Origin of the sequence: Nocardioides sp. JQ2195 (assembly GCF_012272695.1) — a bacterium.
GTDB lineage: Bacteria > Actinomycetota > Actinomycetes > Propionibacteriales > Nocardioidaceae > Nocardioides.
Genome location: NZ_CP050902.1, coordinates 2,401,189 through 2,418,901 on the forward strand (window position 1 = coordinate 2,401,189; position 17,713 = coordinate 2,418,901).

Genomic DNA, 17,713 nt, shown 5'->3' on the forward strand with positions numbered 1-17,713 from the left:
GCGTCGTGCCCGCCGGCGGCGGGCGGGGAGCCGCTCGGCTGCCGTCAGGCCGGTCCGCCTTCGTCGGAGGCGCCGGCGATGGCTGCCACGTCGACCTCCCTGCCCGCGGAGATCTGCTCGGCGAGGAGCTCGCGTCGCTCGTCGGTCAGGGTCAGTCCTGCCTCGCGCAGGCCCTTGTCCAGCTCATCCTCGATGGTGCCCTCGGTCGCGGTCTCCTGCCACGCGTTGACTCGTTCGACCACGCGGTGCAGGGCTTCGATGCGGGCATCGTCCTGGTTCATTTCAGTCATGGGGTCCCGGTTCCCGATCCTCGCGATCCCATGCGCGATCGACCAGCCGGGTTCCGCTCCCCTGAGGGATCCCTGATCCCGGGGCGAGGGTGCATCCGGGGGAACAACCGGATGTGCGGCAACGGTCACCGGTGGTGACCTGACGGTGTGACCCTCCTCGACCGTCCGGTCCGCGACCAGGACCCGGCCACCGCACCCCTCCGGCCCCGCCCTCGGCAACGGGCTCGGAGCATCTTCCTGGCGCGGCAGCTGGTCCTCCTGCTGGTCGCGGTGGCCACCTACTTCGGCGTCCGCGGCCTCACCGTCGGCGACACGGTGACCGCCACCGGCAACGCGCACGGCGTGGTCGCCCTCGAGCGCATCCTCGGCATCTTCGTCGAGCAGCCCGCCCAGGCGGTGGCACTCGACGTACCCGGCGCGATGACGGTGCTGAACGCGATCTACATCTACGGTCACTGGCCGGTCATCGCCGCCGTCCTCGTGTGGCTCGCCCTCCGCCGGCCGGGCGCCTACCCCGTCTACCGCGACGCCCTGCTGCTCTCGGGCCTGGTCGGGATGGCCATCGTGGCCCTGCACCCCGTCGCTCCCCCGCGGCTGATGGACCTCGGGTTCATCGACACGGTCACCACCCGGACCAACGCCTACCGGGTGCTGCAACCACCGCAGTTCACCAACCCGTACGCCGCCATGCCGAGCTTCCACGCGGGCTGGGACCTGCTCGTCGGGATCGCCCTGGTGCGGGAGTCCGGCAATCGCTGGATGCGTGTCGCCGGGCGACTGCTCCCGCCCCTGATGGTGATGGCGGTCGTGCTGACCGGCAACCACTACTTCCTCGACGTCGTCGCCGGTGACGCCATCGTGATCGCCGCCCTGCTCGGGGCGTCCTGGTGGCACGGTCGCCGTCGGCCACGGACCCCGCCACGGGCCCCGCCAGAGATCCGTCCACGCACCCGGCCGCGACCCCTGTCGCCGGCGCTCCGACGGGACTAGCGTGGTGGGCCCATCCCGTTGCCGAGGAGGAACTCATGGCATCACGGCTCAACCCCTACATCCAGTTCGAGAACACCGCCCGCGAGGCGATGGAGTTCTATGCATCGGTCCTCGGCGGCACGCCCGAGGTGATGACCTTCGGGGCCATGGGCGCCGAGGGCCCCGAGAAGGACCTGGTCATGCACTCGTTCCTCGAGACTGACGACGGCTACGCCCTGATGGCCGCCGACACCCCGCCCGGGATGGACGTCGCCCAACCGAGCCGCCGGATCACCATCAGCATCTCCGGTGACGACGACCGGCTCCGTGAGCACTTCGCCAAGCTGTCCGAGGGCGGCACCGTCACCACCCCGCTGGAGAAGCAGATGTGGGGTGACGAGTTCGGTGGCTTCACCGACAAGTACGGCGTCGAGTGGCTGGTCAACATCGGCAACGGCGAGGGCTGAGCCCGAGCCGTTCGCCCAGACCGCCGGAGCACGCCGGCTTCGGGCAGCGGGTCGTCAGTGGTCGGTCGGCGGCACCCACCCGGCGGTGCCGGTCATCCACTGCGCGAACCGCTCTCCGATCCGCCGGTGTGTGGCACCGTCCGGATGCAGCGCGTCCGGGAGGGGGAGCTCCTCGGCATCGGCTGCGCCGTAGAGCTCCCGGCCGTCGAGGTGGGCCAGGTGCGGGTCCGACGGGGCGCGCTCGTCCACGATCCGCTCCAGCTCGGCACGGATGGACTCCAGGGTGAGCTTGCCGACCGCGACCTCGTCGGAGCTGCCCCCGGCCACGAACGACAGCCGCCCCTCCTGCAGGGCGCTCATGTCGGGAAGGCTGGGCCCGGGCACCTGCTCGTGGATCGGGCACAGGATCGGCGAGATGAGGAGCAGCGGCGTCTCGGGGTGGCCCTCGCGGATGGTGTCGAGGAAGCCGTGCACGGCCGCACGGAAGCCGCGCAGTCGCACCAGGTCCTGGTTGACCACGTTGATGCCCAGCTTCAGGCTGATCAGGTCGGCACGAGTGTCCCGGATCGTCCGCGCCGTGAACGGATCGACGAGCGCACTGCCACCGACGCCGAGGTTGAGCAGGTCCAGGCCCGCGCGACGCGCAGCGACCGCCGGCCAGGTGCCGGTCGGATGGGTGGCGTTGGAGCCCTGGCTGATCGAGCTGCCGTGGTGCAGCCACACGGGAGCGTCCCGAGGAGCAGGAGCCACCGCCGCGTCCGCGCGGAGTGCGACCAGCACGGTGGCCTCGTCGTGGGGCAACCAGATCTCGACCAGCTTCTCCCCCGCGGCCAGACGGTCGAATCGGATCGTCCCGGGATCACCCTGCCGGTGCTCGAAGGAGCCGGCGGACATGTCGATGACCAAGGTGTCGCCACCGGGCACCGAGCCCTGGTTCGCGAGCACGCCGTCGACCACCAGGTCGTGGATCCCGTCAGGTCGCACCGGCGCGCCGACGTACTCACGCTTGGTGGGGATGGTCTCGAGCTCCAGCCTGGTGGCGCACGTGCGGAAGACCAGGCGTACGCCAGAGGGTTGCGACTCGGCCATGTCCAGCTGGGGATCAGCGGCCTGCGTGCGAGCCCACGACGGCAACCGGTGCGGCCGCAGGCCACGCCCGGTGTCCTCCAGCTCGACGAGTCCGCGCAACAGCTCCGGGACGATCGGCACCTCGATCAAGTTCGACACGTGGGCACGATATCGGCCCCCCGGCCCTGCCGGGCCCCGTCGACGACCGTGGTCGCTTGTGTGGCGGCACTCGTGGGTCTAGACATGAGGTTGGTGGCCCGAACCGGGCCCTGCGCCGAACACCCTTCGACGGATCGTTGCCCCGCCTGATCTGGAAGGACCTCACCATGAGCATGAGCACGCCTGCAGCACCCGACCCCCACCACCGTCTGCCCGCGAACGGCCCGCTGAGCAGACCCGCGCTCGAGGCACCGGCCCGTGCAGCCATGCCGACGAGCAGGTTGGCCGGGTGGCTGCTGCTCGCCGTCCCGGCCATCGTCTTCCTCGCCGAACCGTTCTTCGTCGACCATGGAGCGGTGGGCCGGAGCACGTCGTTCCGCGACGCGCCGCTGGCCCTGTTCGTCGGCCTGGCCGCGCTGAGGATCGTCACCAGCCAGGGTCGACAGCTGATCGCCCCCGTGGTGGCGGGCGCGGCCGGAGCCGGGCTGCTGCTCAGCGCCATCCTCGCTCCGCACGACCACGTCGGGGTCACCGTCACCGAAGCGGTCTGCGGCGTGTTCACGATCATCCTGGCCGTGGTCGCCGGCATGTCATCGGACTGACAACTGCTGGAAGGGTGGCACGCTGACGGGGTGAAGCCTGACCTGTTGCTGAGTTCCTGGATCCTCGAGGCACTGGGTGCCGCCGGCACGACCGCATCTCCGCTGCAGGTGGCGAAGGTGGTCTGGTCGCGGCACGAGGAGGACCTCCGATCGGCCGGGGACCTGTTGTTCACCTGGCAGATCGACCTGCGCACGACTGCTGAGGCGATGGCCGAGGCTGGGAACCTGCTGGTCGAAGAAGCCGGTTGCTGGGCGTTGCCGGCGGGCACGGCGGTGCCGGACCTGGCCCGCCGGGCCTGGTCTGCGGAGGAGATCGCCACGGCGGTGGAGGGCTACCTCAGCCTGTTGCAGGCCGAGCATGCCGGTCGGCCCCTGCGGCGTTCGGAGGTGCTCGCCGACATCACAGCCGGGACCGGTCGCACCGGAGAGCAGCTCGAGGCGATGATGTGCAACATCTCCGAGGTGGTGCGGGAGCACGACATCGTGCCGTTGGCGAGCTATCGACCACGCTCCAACGTTCCGGTGGGCGTGCGTCCGGCCGTGCGCGCCGCCCTCACCGGCGAGTGACGGCACACCGGATACAGGTCCTCGCCACGGGCCGGGCCTCGAGCCTTCCCTCGCCGATCGGCTCGCCACAGGACTCACACGTTCCGTAGGCGCCGGCGTCCAGCCGCGTCACCGCCGCGCCGATCTCCTCGAGGTGCTGCTTGGCCTGCCGGACGAGCGCCCCGGTCTGTGACCGCTCGAAGGCGATGGTGGCCCCCTCCGGATCGTGCTCGTCGTCGGCGTTGGTGTCCCGCGAGGCCTCCACCACCGAGTCGAAGTCGTCACTCAGGCTGGCCAGGCGTTCCAGCGTCGCCTCCCGCTCGGCCTCGAGCCGAGCACGTGCCGCGTCCGTGTCCGTCATGACCGAGCGGACCCGCCGTTCACGTGGTCGAGGAGCTGCTGAAGACCCATGCCACCATCCTGACACTCGCTGGGATCCGTCGCCGTTGCCGCCGTCGAGCCCTGTCACCATTGCCGCGGTTGCGCCCTGTCACCATTGCCGCGGTTGCGCCCTGTCACCATTGCCGCCGTTGCTGCCGCTGCGCCGAGTCGCCGTCGTCGCCGCGTTGCCGTTGCCGCCGAACGGGTGATCTGGTCGAATCAGGACCAGGAGGCATCATGAACCTTTCCGAGGCACTGATCCGCGAGCACCACGAGATCGACGCCGGCATCGAGGAGTTCGTCAACGAGCTGGAAGCCGACAACGTGAGCGCGCAACCACTGCTCACCGCGCTCGCCGCACTGCGACGCCACATCCATCTCGAGGAGACCATCCTCTTCCCGCCGCTGCGGCAGGGCGGGCTGATGATGCCGGTGATGGTGATGCTGCGTGAGCACGGTGAGCTCTGGTCGGTGATGGACGCCCTCGCAGTCGCCGTCTCCGCCGAGGAGCCCGACCTCGAGCAGCTGCGTGAGCTCTGCGGCGATCTCCTCGCGCGTCTCGACGCGCACAACAGCAAGGAGGAGCCGATCATCTATCCGCACGCCGAGAGTGATCTTCCCGAGGACGCTGCGGCCGAGCTGGCCGACTTCATCGACAACGGGACCCTGCCCGGCGGCTGGGTCTGCGAGGGCGCCCGCTGACCGGGAGCTCGTTGACCGTGAGCGTGCTACACCGGCTCGCTCGTGGAGACGACAGGAGAAGGCTTCACAGGAGCAGACCCTTGGCTCGGTGGCTTCCGTCGACGACGACCCGGTAGAGAGCAAGGTCGTGCCTCTGGACGCGTTGCACCGCCGTGGTGAGCGCCCCTCGCGCTCCGGGGACCCGGGCCAGGGAGTCGCGGACGGCGACGGACGGCGCCGCGAACCACAAGCGGTGCTTGGAGGCGGCGACGAGCCGGAGCCGTCCGAGGGTCTCTCGCGCTTCGGCGCCCAGCGGTGGCAGACGGTCGCGCAGCCGGACCAGCATCGTCGGCAGCTCCTCGAGCGCGGGGTCACCCGGCGTGAAGATGTCGAGGTCGCTCGACTGCGGGCGACGAACCGGCTTCAGGTCGGGGTCGAAGCTCCATTCCACTGTCGTCACCGTTCCTCCGCTCAGCCGGACCACCCGCTGCCGAAGGCGTTCACCGAGCTCGCTGTCGAACGGATCACCGACACCGAAGTCGTAGGCACCCGACACCACGAGCGTGTCGGCGACCCGGCTCAGCTGGACGTCGTGGACGGCGTCGGCGAGGTCACTGGCTGCCAGCTGTGTCGAGCGGGCGATCTCACCGAGCCAGAGCCGGCGCAGACGCACGCTGACCGCTGCGGCTTCAAGGATTGTGGTCATCTGCGATTCCTACAGGAGGGCACCGACACCCCCTCTCCCCGATACCGACGTCTGTCCCGACCGATGTCTGACCCGATACCGATGTCTCTCCCGATGCCAACGGCCGCCGGGAGGCGTAGCGTGGAAGGCCCGTGAGAGGAACTGCCGTGGCCACTGTCAGCGTCCGCTACATCGTCGATGATGTCGATGCCGCGATCGCCTTCTACTGCAACCAGCTCGGCTTCACCGAGGTGTCGCATCCCGCCCCGACCTTCGCGATGCTCAGCCGGGGCGACCTGCGCCTGGCTCTGAGCGCCCCGGGCGGTGGCGGGCAGGCGATGTCCGACGGCACCCGTCCCGAGCCCGGCGGGTGGAACCGATTCCTGCTCGAGGTGGACGATCTCGACAGCAACGTCGCGGCCCTGCGGGATGCAGGAGCCGTGCTCCGCAGCGAGATCATCGACGGTGTCGGCGGGCGACAGGTGATCGTCGAGGACCCCGCCGGCAACCCGGTCGAGCTGTTCATGCCGACACGCGACGAGGCTCGGTCGGACCGCTCATGACGCCGGCAGGCCACGCCCGAGCCGTCCCTCCGGCGCGGCGGGACCCGAGGTGCCGGTCAGGAACGGTTGAGCGCGACCGCTTCCTTGATCAGCTCCACGAACGCGTCCTCGTCGAGCGAGTCGCCCGAGCGGATGTCGATCGCACGGCGCGTGCCGGCATCCAGGCTCGCGTTGAAGAGGCCGGAGGGGTCGTCGAGCGACGCTCCCTTGGCAAAGGTGAGCTTCACCTTGTCCTTGTAGGTCTCGACCGTGCAGATCAACCCGTCGCACGAGAACGTCGGGACGCCGTCAGGATTCGAGGCCTTGCGCCACTTGGCCTCCTCGATGACCTCGGGCTCGGCCCGCTCGATCAGGGCCCGAACGTGCTCCACAGTCTCATTGCGCCAGTCATCGCTCATGCTCCAGACCCTACCGATCCTGGCCGTACCGATCCTGGCCCTACCGATCCTGACCGTGCATCGATGAGATGTGTGTGGCCCGCCGCATCGGGTACTGGCTCGATGTGGGACCTCCGGTCCCGCATCTGATCTGACGACGAGAGAAGGGAGCCCCTCGTGGCTGGGAACAAACCACTGGGCAAGATCAAGAACGTCACGGCCGGATCCCTGAAGATCTCGGCGGCCGCCGCCGGGAGGGCGATCGGTCTGGCCAAGGGAACCCTGAGCACGAGCGGTCACGTGGCCAGGTCGGTGGCAGCCGGAGCAGCCGGCGCGGTGTCGTCCCTGACCGGTCGACGCCAGGCCACCCCTTCCGAGGAGCAGTCCACCGGGACGGACTCCGCCACTGCTGCGCCGCAGGCCGAGCCCGCGACGTACGCCGCCCAGGGCGGGAGCGCCGAGAGCGGGCGCCCGGAACCCACTGCGGTGAAGGAGGCCCAGCCCGAGCCGGTGAACGTGACCGAGGAGCTCGGACTCGACCCGGCGCCGGTCGAGAAGCCGAAGCCGAAGAAGAAGCCCGCCACGAAGCCGACGAACCGGATCGACGCCGCGGCTGACCCCAGCACCATGGACGCCACTCCGGCTGACGTGGCCAAGACCATCGGGAAGGACTCGCCGGGCAGTACGCCGTCCACATGATCGGGGCTGCTGACTGCGAGAGGATCGACGGATGAACCGTCGCGCGCTCGTCCGCCGTCCCAGCCCGCGCCTCGCTGAGGGGCTGCTCACGCACCTCGATCGGGTGCCCGTCGACGTCGACCTGGCCCACTGGCAGTGGGACGGGTACGTCGCCGCGCTGCAGGCCGAGGGCTGGCAGACCATCGAGGTCTCGCCCGCCCCGGACTGCCCGGACTCGGTCTTCGTCGAGGACACGGTCGTGGTGTTCGGCGACCTCGCGGTGATCACCCGTCCGGGCGCTGACGAACGCAAGCCCGAGACCGCAGGCACCGAGCACACGCTGCTCGAGCTGGGCTTTCGGGTCGCCCGCATCGAGGCTCCCGGGACCTTGGACGGCGGCGACGTGCTCAAGCACGGCACGACGATGTGGGTGGGCCTGGGCGGCCGCACCAACCGGGCGGGCCTCGACCAGTTGGCCCGCCACCTCGCACCACTGGGCGTGGACGTGGTCGGCGTACCGCTGACGAAGGTGCTGCACCTCAAGTCGGCGGTCACCGCCCTGCCCGACGGGACCGTGGTGGGGTACGACGACCTGGTCGACGACACCAGCGTCTGGTCGCGCTACCTCAGCGTGCCCGAGGAACCCGGCGCGCACGTCGTCCTGCTCGACGAGGCCACCGTGTTGATGTCGAGCAGCGCGCCCAGGACGCGAGAGCTCTACGAGGCGCGCGGCCTGCGCGTGATGGCGGTGGCCATGAGCGAGTTCGAGAAGCTCGAGGGCTGCGTGACCTGCTTGTCAGTGCGCCTGCGCGGTTGACGCACGCCAGCCGCCGGCATCAAGAACGCGCCGCTCGCGCATCAAGAACCCGCCGCTCGCGCATCACGAACCCGCCGCTCGCGCGCATCAAGAACTCACCGCTCGCGCATCAAGAACCCACAGGTCGCGCATGAGGTGACAGCGATTGGGCACCGAGGGGTGACTCGAAGGGAGCGAACCATGAACGGAAAGCTGAAGATGATCATCGGCCTCGGTGCCGGGTACGTGCTCGGCGCACGCGCCGGACGCGAGCGCTACGAGCAGATCGTGCGACGTGCCAAGGACTTCGGCCAGAACCCGAAGGTCCGGGCGAAGGCCGAGCAGGCCCGCGACCTGGCCGGGGAGAAGGCCGGGCACGCCGCCGAGGCGGCCAGGTCGAAGGCCTCCGAGACGGTCTCGGCCGCGAAGCACAAGGTCCACGGATCCGGCGAACCCACCACCGGCCTCGATGCCGGTCTGGCCGGCAGTGACCCGGAGACGACCGCGGATCTCGGTGCCCTCGGCACCGGCCCAGCCACCCCGGGCGAGGTGCCCCGGTGACCTAGGGTTCCGCCCGGCTGCGCCGCGCCGTGCGGTAGGCCGGCTCCCGCAGCCGGTTGACCCAGGCATAGTGCTCAAGCCCCGGGAGAGGCCCCACCTCGATCGGATCGAACGAGGTGTCGCCCTCCTGGCGCTCGAGCAGGTGCAGCTCCCCGAAGGTGATCCATTCACCGGTCAGGCCGGAGTGCTGCAGGTCGAAGCGGTCCGGGGCCGAGGCCTCGGCGGCGAACAGGACCGGGCCTTCGGGTCCCTTGTAGGGCAGCAGGCTGGTGTGCCGGTGGCCCTGCGCGGAGCGGGCCGGGAGCAGCACGAACCTGGAGAGCCTTCCCGATCCGGTGGTGGCGAGCAGCAGGTCGGCGTGCCCGCCGGGCACCTCCACCCGCACCGCCATTCCCAGGATGTCCGGCCATGACGTCGGCAACCCGACCGCAGCAGAGAGCCGGACGACGGCGTCGTCCTCCCCCAGCTCGTCCACCCAGCTCACGCCGATGTGCTCGGGCGATCCGTGGCGGATCACCCGGGCGCTCCACACCTCGCCCCGCGGGTGCAGGGGCTTGGCGCTCGGCCGCACTCGCGCCACGGCCTCGGTCGCCGCGGCGAGCAACTGCCCGCCGGCACTGGAAGCGCTGCGGGTGAGGCGTGCGGCGAACGATCGTGGATCCACGGAGAACAGGTCCCTTCTCGAGGTGAGGTTCCAGTACCCACAAAGCGATCGCGCATGTTGTCGCGACGTGGTTGCGCATGTTGCTGCGTCGAGTGGGCACCGGAGGGCATCGACCCTGCGCGACAGGAAGGCACGAGATGACCGACGAAGTGGCCGCCCAGGCGGACAAGCCCGACTCCCCCGGTGACCTGACCAAGCACTCCTGGTTCTACGTCGCCCGCAAGACGGCTCGCGAGTTCGCCGACGACCAGTGCACCGACCTGGCTGCGGCGCTGACCTACTACGCCGTCCTCGCGCTCTTCCCGGCACTGTTGGCGATCCTGTCGCTGGTGGGGCTGGTCGGCCAGGGCCCCAGCACCGTCGACACCTTGTTGCAGATCCTCCGGGACGTGGGGGCCGGAGGAGCTGCGGAAACCTTCGAGCCGACCCTGACCGAGCTGAGCACGGCCTCCGGTGCCGGGATCGGCCTGGTCATCGGGCTCGCTGCCGCGCTGTGGTCGGCCTCGGGGTACGTCGGCGCCTTCGGCCGTGGGATGAACCGGATCTACGAGATCGACGAGGGACGTCCGATCTGGAAGCTCCGCCCGGCGATGCTGCTGGTCACCCTGATCACGGTCGCCCTGGTCGTCGTGGTCGCCCTCGGACTGGTGCTCACCGGACCCGCCGCGCAGGCCGTCGGAGACGCGATCGGCCTCGGCGACGGCGTGGTGATGGTGTGGAACATCGCCAAGTGGCCGGTGATGCTCGCGGTGGTGGTGCTCATCGTGGCGCTGCTCTACTACACCACCCCCAACGTGAAGCAGCCGAAGTTCCGCTGGATCAGTGTGGGTGCCGTCCTGGCCATCGTGGTCTGGATCATCGCGTCGGCGGGGTTCGGCTTCTATGTCGCCAACTTCTCCAGCTACAACAAGACCTACGGTTCCCTCGCCGGTGCCATCGTCTTCCTGTTGTGGCTGTGGCTGACGAACCTCGCCCTGCTCTTCGGTGCCGAGCTGGATGCCGAGCTGGAGCGGGCCCGCGAGCTCCAGGCCGGCATCCCCGCCGAGGAGAGCATCCAGCTGCCGGCTCGCGACACCCGCAAGAGCGAGAAGGCGGCCGCCAAGGAGCGCGAGGACATCGCTCGTGGGCGGCGACTCCGGCGCACGCGCGGCGGGGACCAGGACGTGTAGAGCCCTGCCCGCCCGCCGCGCCTCCGACGTACGTCGAGCTGCCTGTCCGCGTGCCCCCCGCTCGGCCGGCAACCTCTCGCCCGGCCGGCGTACGCCGTGTGGCTGGTGCCGAAGCGGGTACCGCACGCCCATGACCGACCACGTTGACCTCGGAGGAGGTGCACGACAGCCCACAGCTGCCCCCGCAGCACCACCGCGACGACCACTGAGCGAACACCGGACTGCGCTTCGCCGGCCTACGTGCGCCGGGTGAAGCGGAAGGATCCATCGGGTTGTCGCTCGTGCAGGTAGGCCTGGTCGTGGACCCGGTGGTGATGATGGCTGCAGAGCAGGACTCCGTCCTTGACGGAGGTCTTGCCGCCGTGGGACCACGGGACCAGGTGGTGGATCTCGCACCACTCGGCCTTCACGGTGCACCCAGCGGCTTGGCATTGCCCGTCACGCAGCCGGATCATCTTGCGTTGCATCGGATGGTGAAGTCTCGATCGACGGCCGGCGTCGAGGATCTGTCCCTCGCCACCGAGCACCACCGGGATGATCTGGGCCTGGCAGGCCAGCCGCCGCGCGGTCGCCGCCGTCATCGCGACGTCGTCGTTGAACCCGATCCCGGCCGAGGCCAGGTCGGTGCGCAGCTGCTCGAGGCTGAGGGTCACGATCACCGTGGTCGCGTCGCCCCCATGATCGGGCAGGCGGCTGGGATCGATGCGTTCCAGGAGGTCTCCCAACGCACGCGCCAGCAGCCTCGAGTGGGGCACCCGGCGACCGTCGGACTCCGCTGCCTGCTTGCGCGGCTGCGCGAAGGCTTCCAGACAGGTCGACAGGCGCCTGGCCACCGCATTCGGCAACACCCCGGCGATCCGGGTCGTGCCGTCCCCCTTCGGGGTCAACGTCAGCTTGGCCTTCTCGGCAGCGTGCTTCTCCTCCTCGGCCAACCGCTTGGCCTCACGTTCCTCGGCCGCATCGGGATCCACCACATCGGCCAGCCCACGCCCCAGCTTGCGCAACCCGGCCGCGTCCAGCTTCTTGGCCGCGGTCAGCATGATCTGCTCCGCCTCGAGGAGCTTGGTCGCACTGAGGTCGTCACGGGTCCCGTCCAGGGCATCGGCGATCGCGCGAGCCTGGTCGAGGTGCACGTCACCTGCCGCCAAGGCCGCCGCCGTTGCCTGCCACCGCACGTCGAACGTCGTGGCCAGGGCCAAGTCGGTGCGCGCCTCGGCCGGCGCGATCCGGTGGTCCGCGGCCATCCATGTCGCCACGTCCTTCGCCCCGTCTCGTGCGGCGACGTCTCCGGCGACCGCCATCACCTTCAACCGCACCGCGGCCAGCTGGGCCTGTGCGGCAGCCAGGCCGCGCAGCAGCTCACGCTTCTGCGGCTCCGGCACATAGAGCGGCTCGAACTCGCCCATGGCGCTGATCGCATCGCGCACCGAACCCAGACTCTCGGTCATCGGGTGCATCATCACGATCACTCCTCCACACACGCAGGTTGGACTTCACTGCGATGCCGGAGGCCTCCTCGGCAGGCGATTACTGACCGTGATGCATCTATCCACCAGACTTCGACCGGCCCTTCACGACCACCTAGCCACATCGTCGGATGAACTGCGTTCATCGTACACCTGTTCGAACCAGGTCGCCAGAGCAAATCGCCCGTCGTGGAGAAGTTTTCTGCACGACGGCTTCGCATCCGCGCGACGGGGTACTGCGCCATCAGGAGCGTCGGCCCTCCCGGGCGACGACCACGCCCACACAGGAGGAACCATGACCACCACCCCGGAAGAACCGCTCAGCGACGACGACATGACCACCACGCCCACGGGCAGCGCACCGGCTCCCGGCGGCGACGCCGACGGAACTGACGGCGGAGACGCCGACGGCACCGACGGCGACGCCACGGACACCGCCGACGGCGACACCACGGACTCCGACGGCACGGACTCCGACGGCACGGACTCCGACGGCACGGACTCCGACGGCGCCGACGCGGATGGGACCGATGGCACCGACGGGGTCGCACCCTGACCGTGCCGGGCTCTGCGCTCGACCTGCTCAGCGGTGATGCCCAGACCTTCGTCTCGAAGGTCTGGGCATCCCGCGTGCACCTGCACCAGGCGGACCCCGCGCAGCTGGTCGACCTCTTCTCACTCGACGACGCCGACAACCTGCTGACGTCCTCGGCGATCCGGACCCCATCCATCCGGATCGCCCGGGACGGCTCGGTGCTGTCCGAGTCGTCCTACACCCGTGGTGCCACGCTGGCCGGCAAGCCGCTGACGGGGCTGGTGGACCCGCGCAAGGCGCTCGACCTGTTCGCCGACGGCGCGACGATCGTCTACCAGGGCTTGCACCGCTACTGGCCGCCGATCACACGACTGGTTGCCGAGCTCGAGCTGGAGCTGGGCCACCCGTGCCAGGCCAACGCCTACCTGACCCCGCCCGGCGCCCAGGGCTTCGCGGTGCACTCGGACTCCCACGACGTGTTCGTCTTCCAGACCGCCGGCTCCAAGCTGTGGGAGGTCCACGGACCCGAGGGGGCCACCGACGTCCGTCTCGAGCCCGGGCTGTCGATGTACCTCCCGACCGGTACGCCGCACGCGGCACGAGCCCAGGACACCGTCTCGTTGCACGTCACCCTGGGCATCAACCAGGCCACCTGGCGAGGACTGCTGCAGCGCAGCCTGGCCGACGTGGTCGCGGGCGCACCCGACGAGCACCTGCCGGCCGGCTACCTGGACGACCCCGACACCCTCGTCGAGGAGCTCGCCCACCGGTTGGAGGACCTGGCCACGCGGGTCCGTGGCGTCGACACCGCGGCGGCCGTGGAGGCGGAGGTACGTCGCTTCCTCACCAGCCGCAGCTCTCGTCTGGCGGGCGGGCTGCACGACGCCCTCACCCTCGAGACGATCACGGAGACCACGCTCCTGCGCCGCCGTCCCGGTCATCCCTGCGTGTTGCTGACGCGCGGGCAGCGTCTCGACGTCCTGCTCGGCGACCGCTCGATCGACGTGCCCGGATGGTTGCGTCCCGCACTCGATGAGGTCCGCAACCGCACCGAGCTCCGTCCGGGTGACCTGGCCGAGCACCTCGACCCGCAGAGCGCGCTCGTGCTCTGCCGTCGCCTGGTCCGGGAGGGCCTGCTCGAGGTGGTGAGGTGACCGCCCGCGACCCGGCGTTCCGCTGCTCGACCGCAAGCCGGCTGCGGGACGAGCCGGTGGCAGGAACCGCCTCGACGGTCAGGGCGTTCCTGCTGATCGAGCACTCCGGCCCCTGGGGTGACAACGCCCTGCGCGACGCGCGACTGCCTGATGGGCTGGGCAACGCCGTGGCCGCACGGGCCGCGGCCGCCAGGGTCCGTCCCCTGCTGGTCCGCAGACCGGCCCGCGGCGAGCGCACCCAGGGCACCCGGGTCTTCGCTGCCTTCGCCCACCCCTCACGACCGTGGATCGGGGCCACGGTGCTCGACGACCCCCACCAGCTCCTCGAGCTCGACCTGCCCGCGCTCGGTGCCGGGCACTCCCCCGGCCTGACGGCGTACGACGGCACGCTGGTGTGCGTGTGCACGCACGGGCGCCACGACGCCTGCTGCGCCGAACGCGGCCGGCCGCTCGCCGCGGCGCTGGCCGCCGCCCACCCCGAGGCCACGTGGGAGGTCTCCCACATCGGCGGTGACCGGTTCGCCGGCAACCTGCTGGTCCTCCCCCAGGGGCTCTACTACGGTCGCGTGGAGCCGGAGTCGGCGCTGGCGATCGCCGACGGCCTCGCCACCGGGCAGCTCGACCTGGACCACCTGCGCGGCCGCTCGTCCTTCCCCATGCCCGTGCAGTTCGCGGAGGTCGCGCTGCGTCGACAGCTCGGCGAGACGCGCGACGACGCCGTCCGCCTGCTCTCCCGACAGGTGGACGAGGACGTGACGCACGCGGTGTTCAGTGTCGGCGGCGCGCCCTGGGCCGTCAGGGTTCGTACGTCGACCGGTGACGAGCCGCTCCAGCTGACCTGCCGGGCCACGCGGGACAATCCGGTCCCCCACCACGAGACGCTGTCGATCGTCCGCGCAGGGTGACGGCCACGGCCCGGGGTCGAGATCGCCGCGGTGGGTACCGTCGGAGGCACGTTGACCCCCAGCACGAGGAGATCCCATGAAGTTGAGCCACGTCCCGTTGCGCCTCGCCACCGGAGCCTTCATCCTCAACAGCGGCCTGTCCAAGCGGAAGCTGCCGCCCGAGGCCGCCGAAGGCCTCCAGGGCATGGCGGCCAACGCCATTCCCCAGGCGAAGTCCATGGACCCGAAGGTCTTCGGCCAGACCCTCAGCACGGGTGAGATCGCCCTCGGCGCGGCCCTGCTCACGCCGTTCGTGCCCTCGGTGCTCGCCGGAGCCGCGCTGACCGCCTTCGGTGGCGGCCTGATCCAGATGTACCTGAAGACACCGGGCATGACGGAGGAGGGATCGAAGTTCCGACCGAGCCAGCAGGGCACCGCGATCGCCAAGGACACCTGGCTCGTGGGAGTCGGTCTCAGCCTGCTGATCGACGGGCTGACGTCACGCAGGACGGGCCAGTCCGACTGACCGAGCACCACCGCCCGCCCGGCGCGTGCATGATCCTGAGGGGCGCGACGTGCTGCTGACCTTCGGACACGGTCGCCTCGAGCGCGACCAGCTCGGCGCGCTCCTGCGCGGCGCCGACGTCGAGACGGTCGTCGACGTACGCCGTTTCCCCGGCAGCCGGAGCAACCCGGCGGCCGCGGCGGGGCAGGTCGAGGACCTGCTCGCCGAGCTCGACATCGGTCATCGCCACGACGCCCGTCTGGGTGGGCGGCGACGACTCACCAAGGACGAGGACGAGGACACCCTCGACCCGTGGTGGCAGGTGGCCGCATTCCGCGCCTACGCCGCGTGGACGCGGACCGACGACTTCGCGGCAGGCCTGCGGGAGTTGCTCGCCGACGTCGACTCCCGGCGTACGGCGATCATGTGCTCGGAGGCGGTGTGGTGGCGCTGCCACCGACGGATCATCAGCGACGTCGCGGCGGTGGCCCACGACGTGCCGGTCCGGCACCTGATGCACGACGGGCGGCTGGTCGAGCACCCGATCAGCGACGGGGCACGACTGCGTCCCGACGGCGTGGTGGTATGGGACCGCTGACCCGTCGGTCGTCGCCGGCGCAGCTCCCGGGGACGGCGAGCTGAGGGCTACTGGGTCGGGTTCTCGCAGAGGAACGGGGCCCGGGAACCCCCGGAGTGGTACTCGAACTCGGCACCGCCCGCGGCGAGCACGATGCGCCGGCCCTCGACCAGCGCCTGGGTGTACATCCGACCCGGCTCGGCACAGCCGAGACTGCCGTCACGCCAGGTGACGTCCTGCACGCGCACCACCTCGACGTCGTCCGCCGCGATCCCCTGCCTCTCAGCCAGGTCGTCGACCGCCTCCTGCTGCTCAGGGGGCAGGGTTCCGGAGCCCGATGGAGAGGATCCCTGGCCGGGGCTCCGGGGGCCCGAGGTCGCGTCACTCATGCCTTCCTCCTCGTCATCGGAGTCGGACGAGGTGCCGCACCCGCAGGCCAGCACCGTGACCAGCAGCAACCCGACGAGATCCCGAGTGCACCTCATGTCGTCCACCCTAGCCAACCGGCCCACGACGCGGACGGGACAGCGCGCTGCGCGGTCACCTCAGATCGGCAGGGCCTTGCCGGGGTTGAAAATTCCGTGCGGATCGAGGGCTGCCTTCACAGCGTGGTGCATCCGCGCGACCGCCGGTGACAGCTCGCGGCCCAGACCGTCGCGCTTGAGCAGGCCGATGCCGTGCTCGCCGGTGACCGTGCCCCCGGCTTCGAGGGCGACCTGGATGATCTCGTCGAACGCGGCCTGCGCGCGAAGGCCGGCGGCCTCGTCGCCGGGCGGGGTGACCAGCAACGGGTGCAGGTTGCCGTCGCCCTCGTGGGCGATGGTCGCCAGCTTCACGTCGTGCCGATCGCCGATCGCCCGCAGCTGGCCGAGCACGTCGGGCACCCGGGACAGCGGCACGCAGATGTCCTCGGTCAGCACCACCCCGAGCCGCTCCATCGCAGGGAACGCGAGCTGCCGGGCGGCATACAACGCCTCCGACTCCTGCGCATCGGTGGACGCCGCGGTGTAGGTCGCACCGGCCTCCTCGAAGCAGCGGAGCAGCTCGGCCACCTCCTGCTCCCCCGATGCCCCGGGCGCGTCACTGCGTGCGATCAGCACGGCGTCCGCCTCGCTGGCCAGGCCCATGTTCCGCCAGGCGTCGACCGCCTCGAGGCAGCCCCGGTCGACCAGCTCAAGCAGGCTCGGCGCGACCCCTGAGGCACCGATGAGCGCCACTGCTCGCCCGGCATCCTCGAGCGAGTCGAAGTTGCCGATCACGGTCGTCGGCTCCGGCGGCAGCGGCCGCAGCTTCACCACGACCTCGGTGACGATCCCGAGCGTTCCCTCGGAGCCGACCATCAGGCCGCGCAGGTCATAGCCGGCCACTCCCTTGGCGGTCCGGCGGCCCAGCCGCACCACCTCGGCGGTCCCGGTCACCACTTCGAGCTCGCGCACGTAGTCGCCGGTGACGCCGTACTTCACGCAGCACATGCCGCCGGCGTTGGTGGCGACGTTGCCGCCGATCGTCGACCACGGGCTGCTCGCCGGGTCCGGCGGATACCAGAGGTCGTGCTCGACCAGGGCGGCACGGAAGTTGTCGTTGACCAGGCCGGGCTGCACGCGAGCCAGTCGGTGCTCGACGTCGACCTCGAGGACCTGGTCCATCTCCTCCAGCGAGACCACCACCGCATCGGCCGTCGCGTTGGCGCCACCGGACAGTCCGGTGCCGGCGCCCCTCGTGACCACCGGGGTGTGGTGCTCGATGCAGGCCGCGACGACCGCACGCACCTGCTCGGTGGTGCGCGGGCGCACGACCGCCACCGGCACGTCGTACGCCGCCCACACAGCGCGGTCGTGGGCGTAGGCCGACGTGGAATCCGCGCTGATCAGCAGGTCGAGGTCGTCGATGGTCTCGAGCGTCTCGATGATGGTGGTCGTCACAGCCGATCCCTCAC

The 17,713-nt window shown here is 70.5% G+C and carries 24 protein-coding genes; 15 read left to right on the forward strand and 9 right to left on the reverse strand.

Translation table 11 applies throughout. The features are described 5' to 3' along the window. Window positions 1–44: 44 nt before the first annotated feature. Complete coding sequence (locus tag ncot_RS11380; protein ID WP_168617710.1) at window positions 45–290, reverse strand: hypothetical protein; 246 nt, start codon at window positions 288–290, stop codon at window positions 45–47. 147 nt (window positions 291–437) lie between these two features. Here ncot_RS11380 and ncot_RS11385 point away from each other — a divergent pair, with 147 nt between their 5' ends. Further along, on the forward strand, window positions 438–1,280 hold the full coding sequence (locus ncot_RS11385; RefSeq protein WP_168617711.1) for a phosphatase PAP2 family protein: 843 nt from the start codon (window positions 438–440) through the stop codon (window positions 1,278–1,280). A 35-nt stretch (window positions 1,281–1,315) separates the two neighbouring features. Beyond that, the gene (locus tag ncot_RS11390) at window positions 1,316–1,726 is read left to right on the forward strand and encodes a VOC family protein (protein ID WP_168617712.1); all 411 of its coding nucleotides are present in this window, start codon (window positions 1,316–1,318) and stop codon (window positions 1,724–1,726) included. A gap of 54 nt (window positions 1,727–1,780) precedes the next feature. On the opposite strand, the gene ncot_RS11395 is transcribed toward ncot_RS11390, so the two are convergent. Then, window positions 1,781–2,953: an SGNH/GDSL hydrolase family protein gene (locus tag ncot_RS11395; protein ID WP_168617713.1), complete on the reverse strand. Its 1,173-nt coding sequence runs from the start codon at window positions 2,951–2,953 to the stop codon at window positions 1,781–1,783. A 167-nt stretch (window positions 2,954–3,120) separates the two neighbouring features. On the opposite strand from ncot_RS11395, the gene ncot_RS11400 reads away from it, so the two are divergent. Next, window positions 3,121–3,555: a hypothetical protein gene (locus ncot_RS11400; protein WP_168617714.1), complete on the forward strand. Its 435-nt coding sequence runs from the start codon at window positions 3,121–3,123 to the stop codon at window positions 3,553–3,555. Between the two features lie 45 nt (window positions 3,556–3,600). Beyond that, window positions 3,601–4,122: a hypothetical protein gene (locus tag ncot_RS11405; protein ID WP_168617715.1), complete on the forward strand. Its 522-nt coding sequence runs from the start codon at window positions 3,601–3,603 to the stop codon at window positions 4,120–4,122. On the opposite strand, the gene ncot_RS11410 is transcribed toward ncot_RS11405, so the two are convergent. Then, complete coding sequence (locus tag ncot_RS11410; RefSeq protein ID WP_168617716.1) at window positions 4,109–4,462, reverse strand: TraR/DksA C4-type zinc finger protein; 354 nt, start codon at window positions 4,460–4,462, stop codon at window positions 4,109–4,111. The genes ncot_RS11405 and ncot_RS11410 overlap by 14 nt on opposite strands. Before the next feature lie 257 nt (window positions 4,463–4,719). Between ncot_RS11410 and ncot_RS11415 the strand changes: the two genes are divergently transcribed. Continuing rightward, a complete protein-coding gene (locus ncot_RS11415) occupies window positions 4,720–5,184 on the forward strand; it encodes a hemerythrin domain-containing protein (protein ID WP_168617717.1) in 465 nt (154 codons plus the stop codon). Window positions 5,185–5,248: 64 nt separating this feature from the next. Here the strand turns inward: ncot_RS11415 and ncot_RS11420 are convergent, their stop codons facing one another. Further along, window positions 5,249–5,869 (reverse strand): hypothetical protein, encoded by a 621-nt coding sequence (locus tag ncot_RS11420; RefSeq protein ID WP_168617718.1) that lies wholly within the window; start codon window positions 5,867–5,869, stop codon window positions 5,249–5,251. 146 nt (window positions 5,870–6,015) lie between these two features. Between ncot_RS11420 and ncot_RS11425 the strand changes: the two genes are divergently transcribed. After that, on the forward strand, window positions 6,016–6,411 hold the full coding sequence (locus tag ncot_RS11425) for a VOC family protein (RefSeq protein ID WP_168617719.1): 396 nt from the start codon (window positions 6,016–6,018) through the stop codon (window positions 6,409–6,411). A gap of 56 nt (window positions 6,412–6,467) precedes the next feature. Here ncot_RS11425 and ncot_RS11430 read toward each other — a convergent pair whose 3' ends face one another. Continuing rightward, a complete protein-coding gene (locus ncot_RS11430; RefSeq protein WP_168617720.1) occupies window positions 6,468–6,809 on the reverse strand; it encodes a DUF1801 domain-containing protein in 342 nt (113 codons plus the stop codon). Between the two features lie 156 nt (window positions 6,810–6,965). On the opposite strand from ncot_RS11430, the gene ncot_RS11435 reads away from it, so the two are divergent. The 3 genes from ncot_RS11435 to ncot_RS19510 all read left to right on the forward strand — a co-directional run bounded on the left by ncot_RS11435 (window position 6,966) and on the right by ncot_RS19510 (window position 8,823). Then, the gene (locus ncot_RS11435; RefSeq protein WP_168617721.1) at window positions 6,966–7,487 is read left to right on the forward strand and encodes a hypothetical protein; all 522 of its coding nucleotides are present in this window, start codon (window positions 6,966–6,968) and stop codon (window positions 7,485–7,487) included. 31 nt (window positions 7,488–7,518) lie between these two features. After that, window positions 7,519–8,283, forward strand: coding sequence for a dimethylargininase (ddaH, locus tag ncot_RS11440; protein WP_168617722.1), 765 nt, complete (start codon window positions 7,519–7,521; stop codon window positions 8,281–8,283). A gap of 180 nt (window positions 8,284–8,463) precedes the next feature. Further along, the gene (locus ncot_RS19510) at window positions 8,464–8,823 is read left to right on the forward strand and encodes a YtxH domain-containing protein (RefSeq protein WP_206065436.1); all 360 of its coding nucleotides are present in this window, start codon (window positions 8,464–8,466) and stop codon (window positions 8,821–8,823) included. Window position 8,824: 1 nt separating this feature from the next. On the opposite strand, the gene ncot_RS11450 is transcribed toward ncot_RS19510, so the two are convergent. Then, entirely contained in the window at window positions 8,825–9,487 is a 663-nt protein-coding gene (locus ncot_RS11450) for a hypothetical protein (protein ID WP_168617723.1), read from the reverse strand. A 137-nt stretch (window positions 9,488–9,624) separates the two neighbouring features. Here ncot_RS11450 and ncot_RS11455 point away from each other — a divergent pair, with 137 nt between their 5' ends. Next, window positions 9,625–10,656, forward strand: a complete 1,032-nt coding sequence (locus ncot_RS11455; RefSeq protein ID WP_168617724.1) for a YihY/virulence factor BrkB family protein — start codon at window positions 9,625–9,627, stop codon at window positions 10,654–10,656. A 236-nt stretch (window positions 10,657–10,892) separates the two neighbouring features. Here the strand turns inward: ncot_RS11455 and ncot_RS11460 are convergent, their stop codons facing one another. Continuing rightward, a complete protein-coding gene (locus ncot_RS11460) occupies window positions 10,893–12,104 on the reverse strand; it encodes an HNH endonuclease signature motif containing protein (protein WP_168617725.1) in 1,212 nt (403 codons plus the stop codon). 313 nt (window positions 12,105–12,417) lie between these two features. Between ncot_RS11460 and ncot_RS11465 the strand changes: the two genes are divergently transcribed. The 5 genes from ncot_RS11465 (at window position 12,418) to ncot_RS11485 (ending at window position 15,798) form a co-directional block, all read left to right on the forward strand. Continuing rightward, complete coding sequence (locus ncot_RS11465; RefSeq protein WP_206064945.1) at window positions 12,418–12,678, forward strand: hypothetical protein; 261 nt, start codon at window positions 12,418–12,420, stop codon at window positions 12,676–12,678. Between the two features lie 2 nt (window positions 12,679–12,680). Then, window positions 12,681–13,811, forward strand: a complete 1,131-nt coding sequence (locus ncot_RS11470; RefSeq protein ID WP_240937875.1) for a cupin domain-containing protein — start codon at window positions 12,681–12,683, stop codon at window positions 13,809–13,811. After that, window positions 13,808–14,716 carry a sucrase ferredoxin gene (locus ncot_RS11475; protein ID WP_168617726.1) on the forward strand — a complete coding sequence of 303 codons (909 nt, stop codon included), beginning with the start codon at window positions 13,808–13,810 and terminating at the stop codon, window positions 14,714–14,716. The genes ncot_RS11470 and ncot_RS11475 overlap by 4 nt, the downstream gene beginning before the upstream one ends. 76 nt (window positions 14,717–14,792) lie before the next feature. After that, window positions 14,793–15,221: a hypothetical protein gene (locus ncot_RS11480; RefSeq protein WP_168617727.1), complete on the forward strand. Its 429-nt coding sequence runs from the start codon at window positions 14,793–14,795 to the stop codon at window positions 15,219–15,221. Window positions 15,222–15,270: 49 nt separating this feature from the next. Continuing rightward, a complete protein-coding gene (locus ncot_RS11485) occupies window positions 15,271–15,798 on the forward strand; it encodes a DUF488 domain-containing protein (RefSeq protein WP_168617728.1) in 528 nt (175 codons plus the stop codon). A 47-nt stretch (window positions 15,799–15,845) separates the two neighbouring features. Here ncot_RS11485 and ncot_RS11490 read toward each other — a convergent pair whose 3' ends face one another. Both ncot_RS11490 and ncot_RS11495 read right to left on the reverse strand, forming a co-directional pair. Next, window positions 15,846–16,262, reverse strand: coding sequence for a hypothetical protein (locus ncot_RS11490; RefSeq protein ID WP_168617729.1), 417 nt, complete (start codon window positions 16,260–16,262; stop codon window positions 15,846–15,848). A gap of 60 nt (window positions 16,263–16,322) precedes the next feature. After that, a complete protein-coding gene (locus ncot_RS11495) occupies window positions 16,323–17,699 on the reverse strand; it encodes an FAD-linked oxidase C-terminal domain-containing protein (protein WP_240937876.1) in 1,377 nt (458 codons plus the stop codon). Window positions 17,700–17,713 lie beyond the last annotated feature (14 nt).

Coding starts and splice junctions, on each gene's coding strand:
- ncot_RS11380 (WP_168617710.1), bottom strand. CDS start 290: ATGACTGAAATGAACCAGGACGATGCCCGCATCGAAGCCCTGCACCGC.
- ncot_RS11390 (WP_168617712.1), top strand. CDS start 1,316: ATGGCATCACGGCTCAACCCCTACATCCAGTTCGAGAACACCGCCCGC.
- ncot_RS11400 (WP_168617714.1), top strand. CDS start 3,121: ATGAGCATGAGCACGCCTGCAGCACCCGACCCCCACCACCGTCTGCCC.
- ncot_RS11410 (WP_168617716.1), bottom strand. CDS start 4,462: ATGACGGACACGGACGCGGCACGTGCTCGGCTCGAGGCCGAGCGGGAG.
- ncot_RS11415 (WP_168617717.1), top strand. CDS start 4,720: ATGAACCTTTCCGAGGCACTGATCCGCGAGCACCACGAGATCGACGCC.
- ncot_RS11420 (WP_168617718.1), bottom strand. CDS start 5,869: ATGACCACAATCCTTGAAGCCGCAGCGGTCAGCGTGCGTCTGCGCCGG.
- ncot_RS11430 (WP_168617720.1), bottom strand. CDS start 6,809: ATGAGCGATGACTGGCGCAATGAGACTGTGGAGCACGTTCGGGCCCTG.
- ddaH (WP_168617722.1), top strand. CDS start 7,519: ATGAACCGTCGCGCGCTCGTCCGCCGTCCCAGCCCGCGCCTCGCTGAG.
- ncot_RS19510 (WP_206065436.1), top strand. CDS start 8,464: ATGAACGGAAAGCTGAAGATGATCATCGGCCTCGGTGCCGGGTACGTG.
- ncot_RS11455 (WP_168617724.1), top strand. CDS start 9,625: ATGACCGACGAAGTGGCCGCCCAGGCGGACAAGCCCGACTCCCCCGGT.
- ncot_RS11460 (WP_168617725.1), bottom strand. CDS start 12,104: ATGACCGAGAGTCTGGGTTCGGTGCGCGATGCGATCAGCGCCATGGGC.
- ncot_RS11465 (WP_206064945.1), top strand. CDS start 12,418: ATGACCACCACCCCGGAAGAACCGCTCAGCGACGACGACATGACCACC.
- ncot_RS11480 (WP_168617727.1), top strand. CDS start 14,793: ATGAAGTTGAGCCACGTCCCGTTGCGCCTCGCCACCGGAGCCTTCATC.
- ncot_RS11490 (WP_168617729.1), bottom strand. CDS start 16,262: ATGAGGTGCACTCGGGATCTCGTCGGGTTGCTGCTGGTCACGGTGCTG.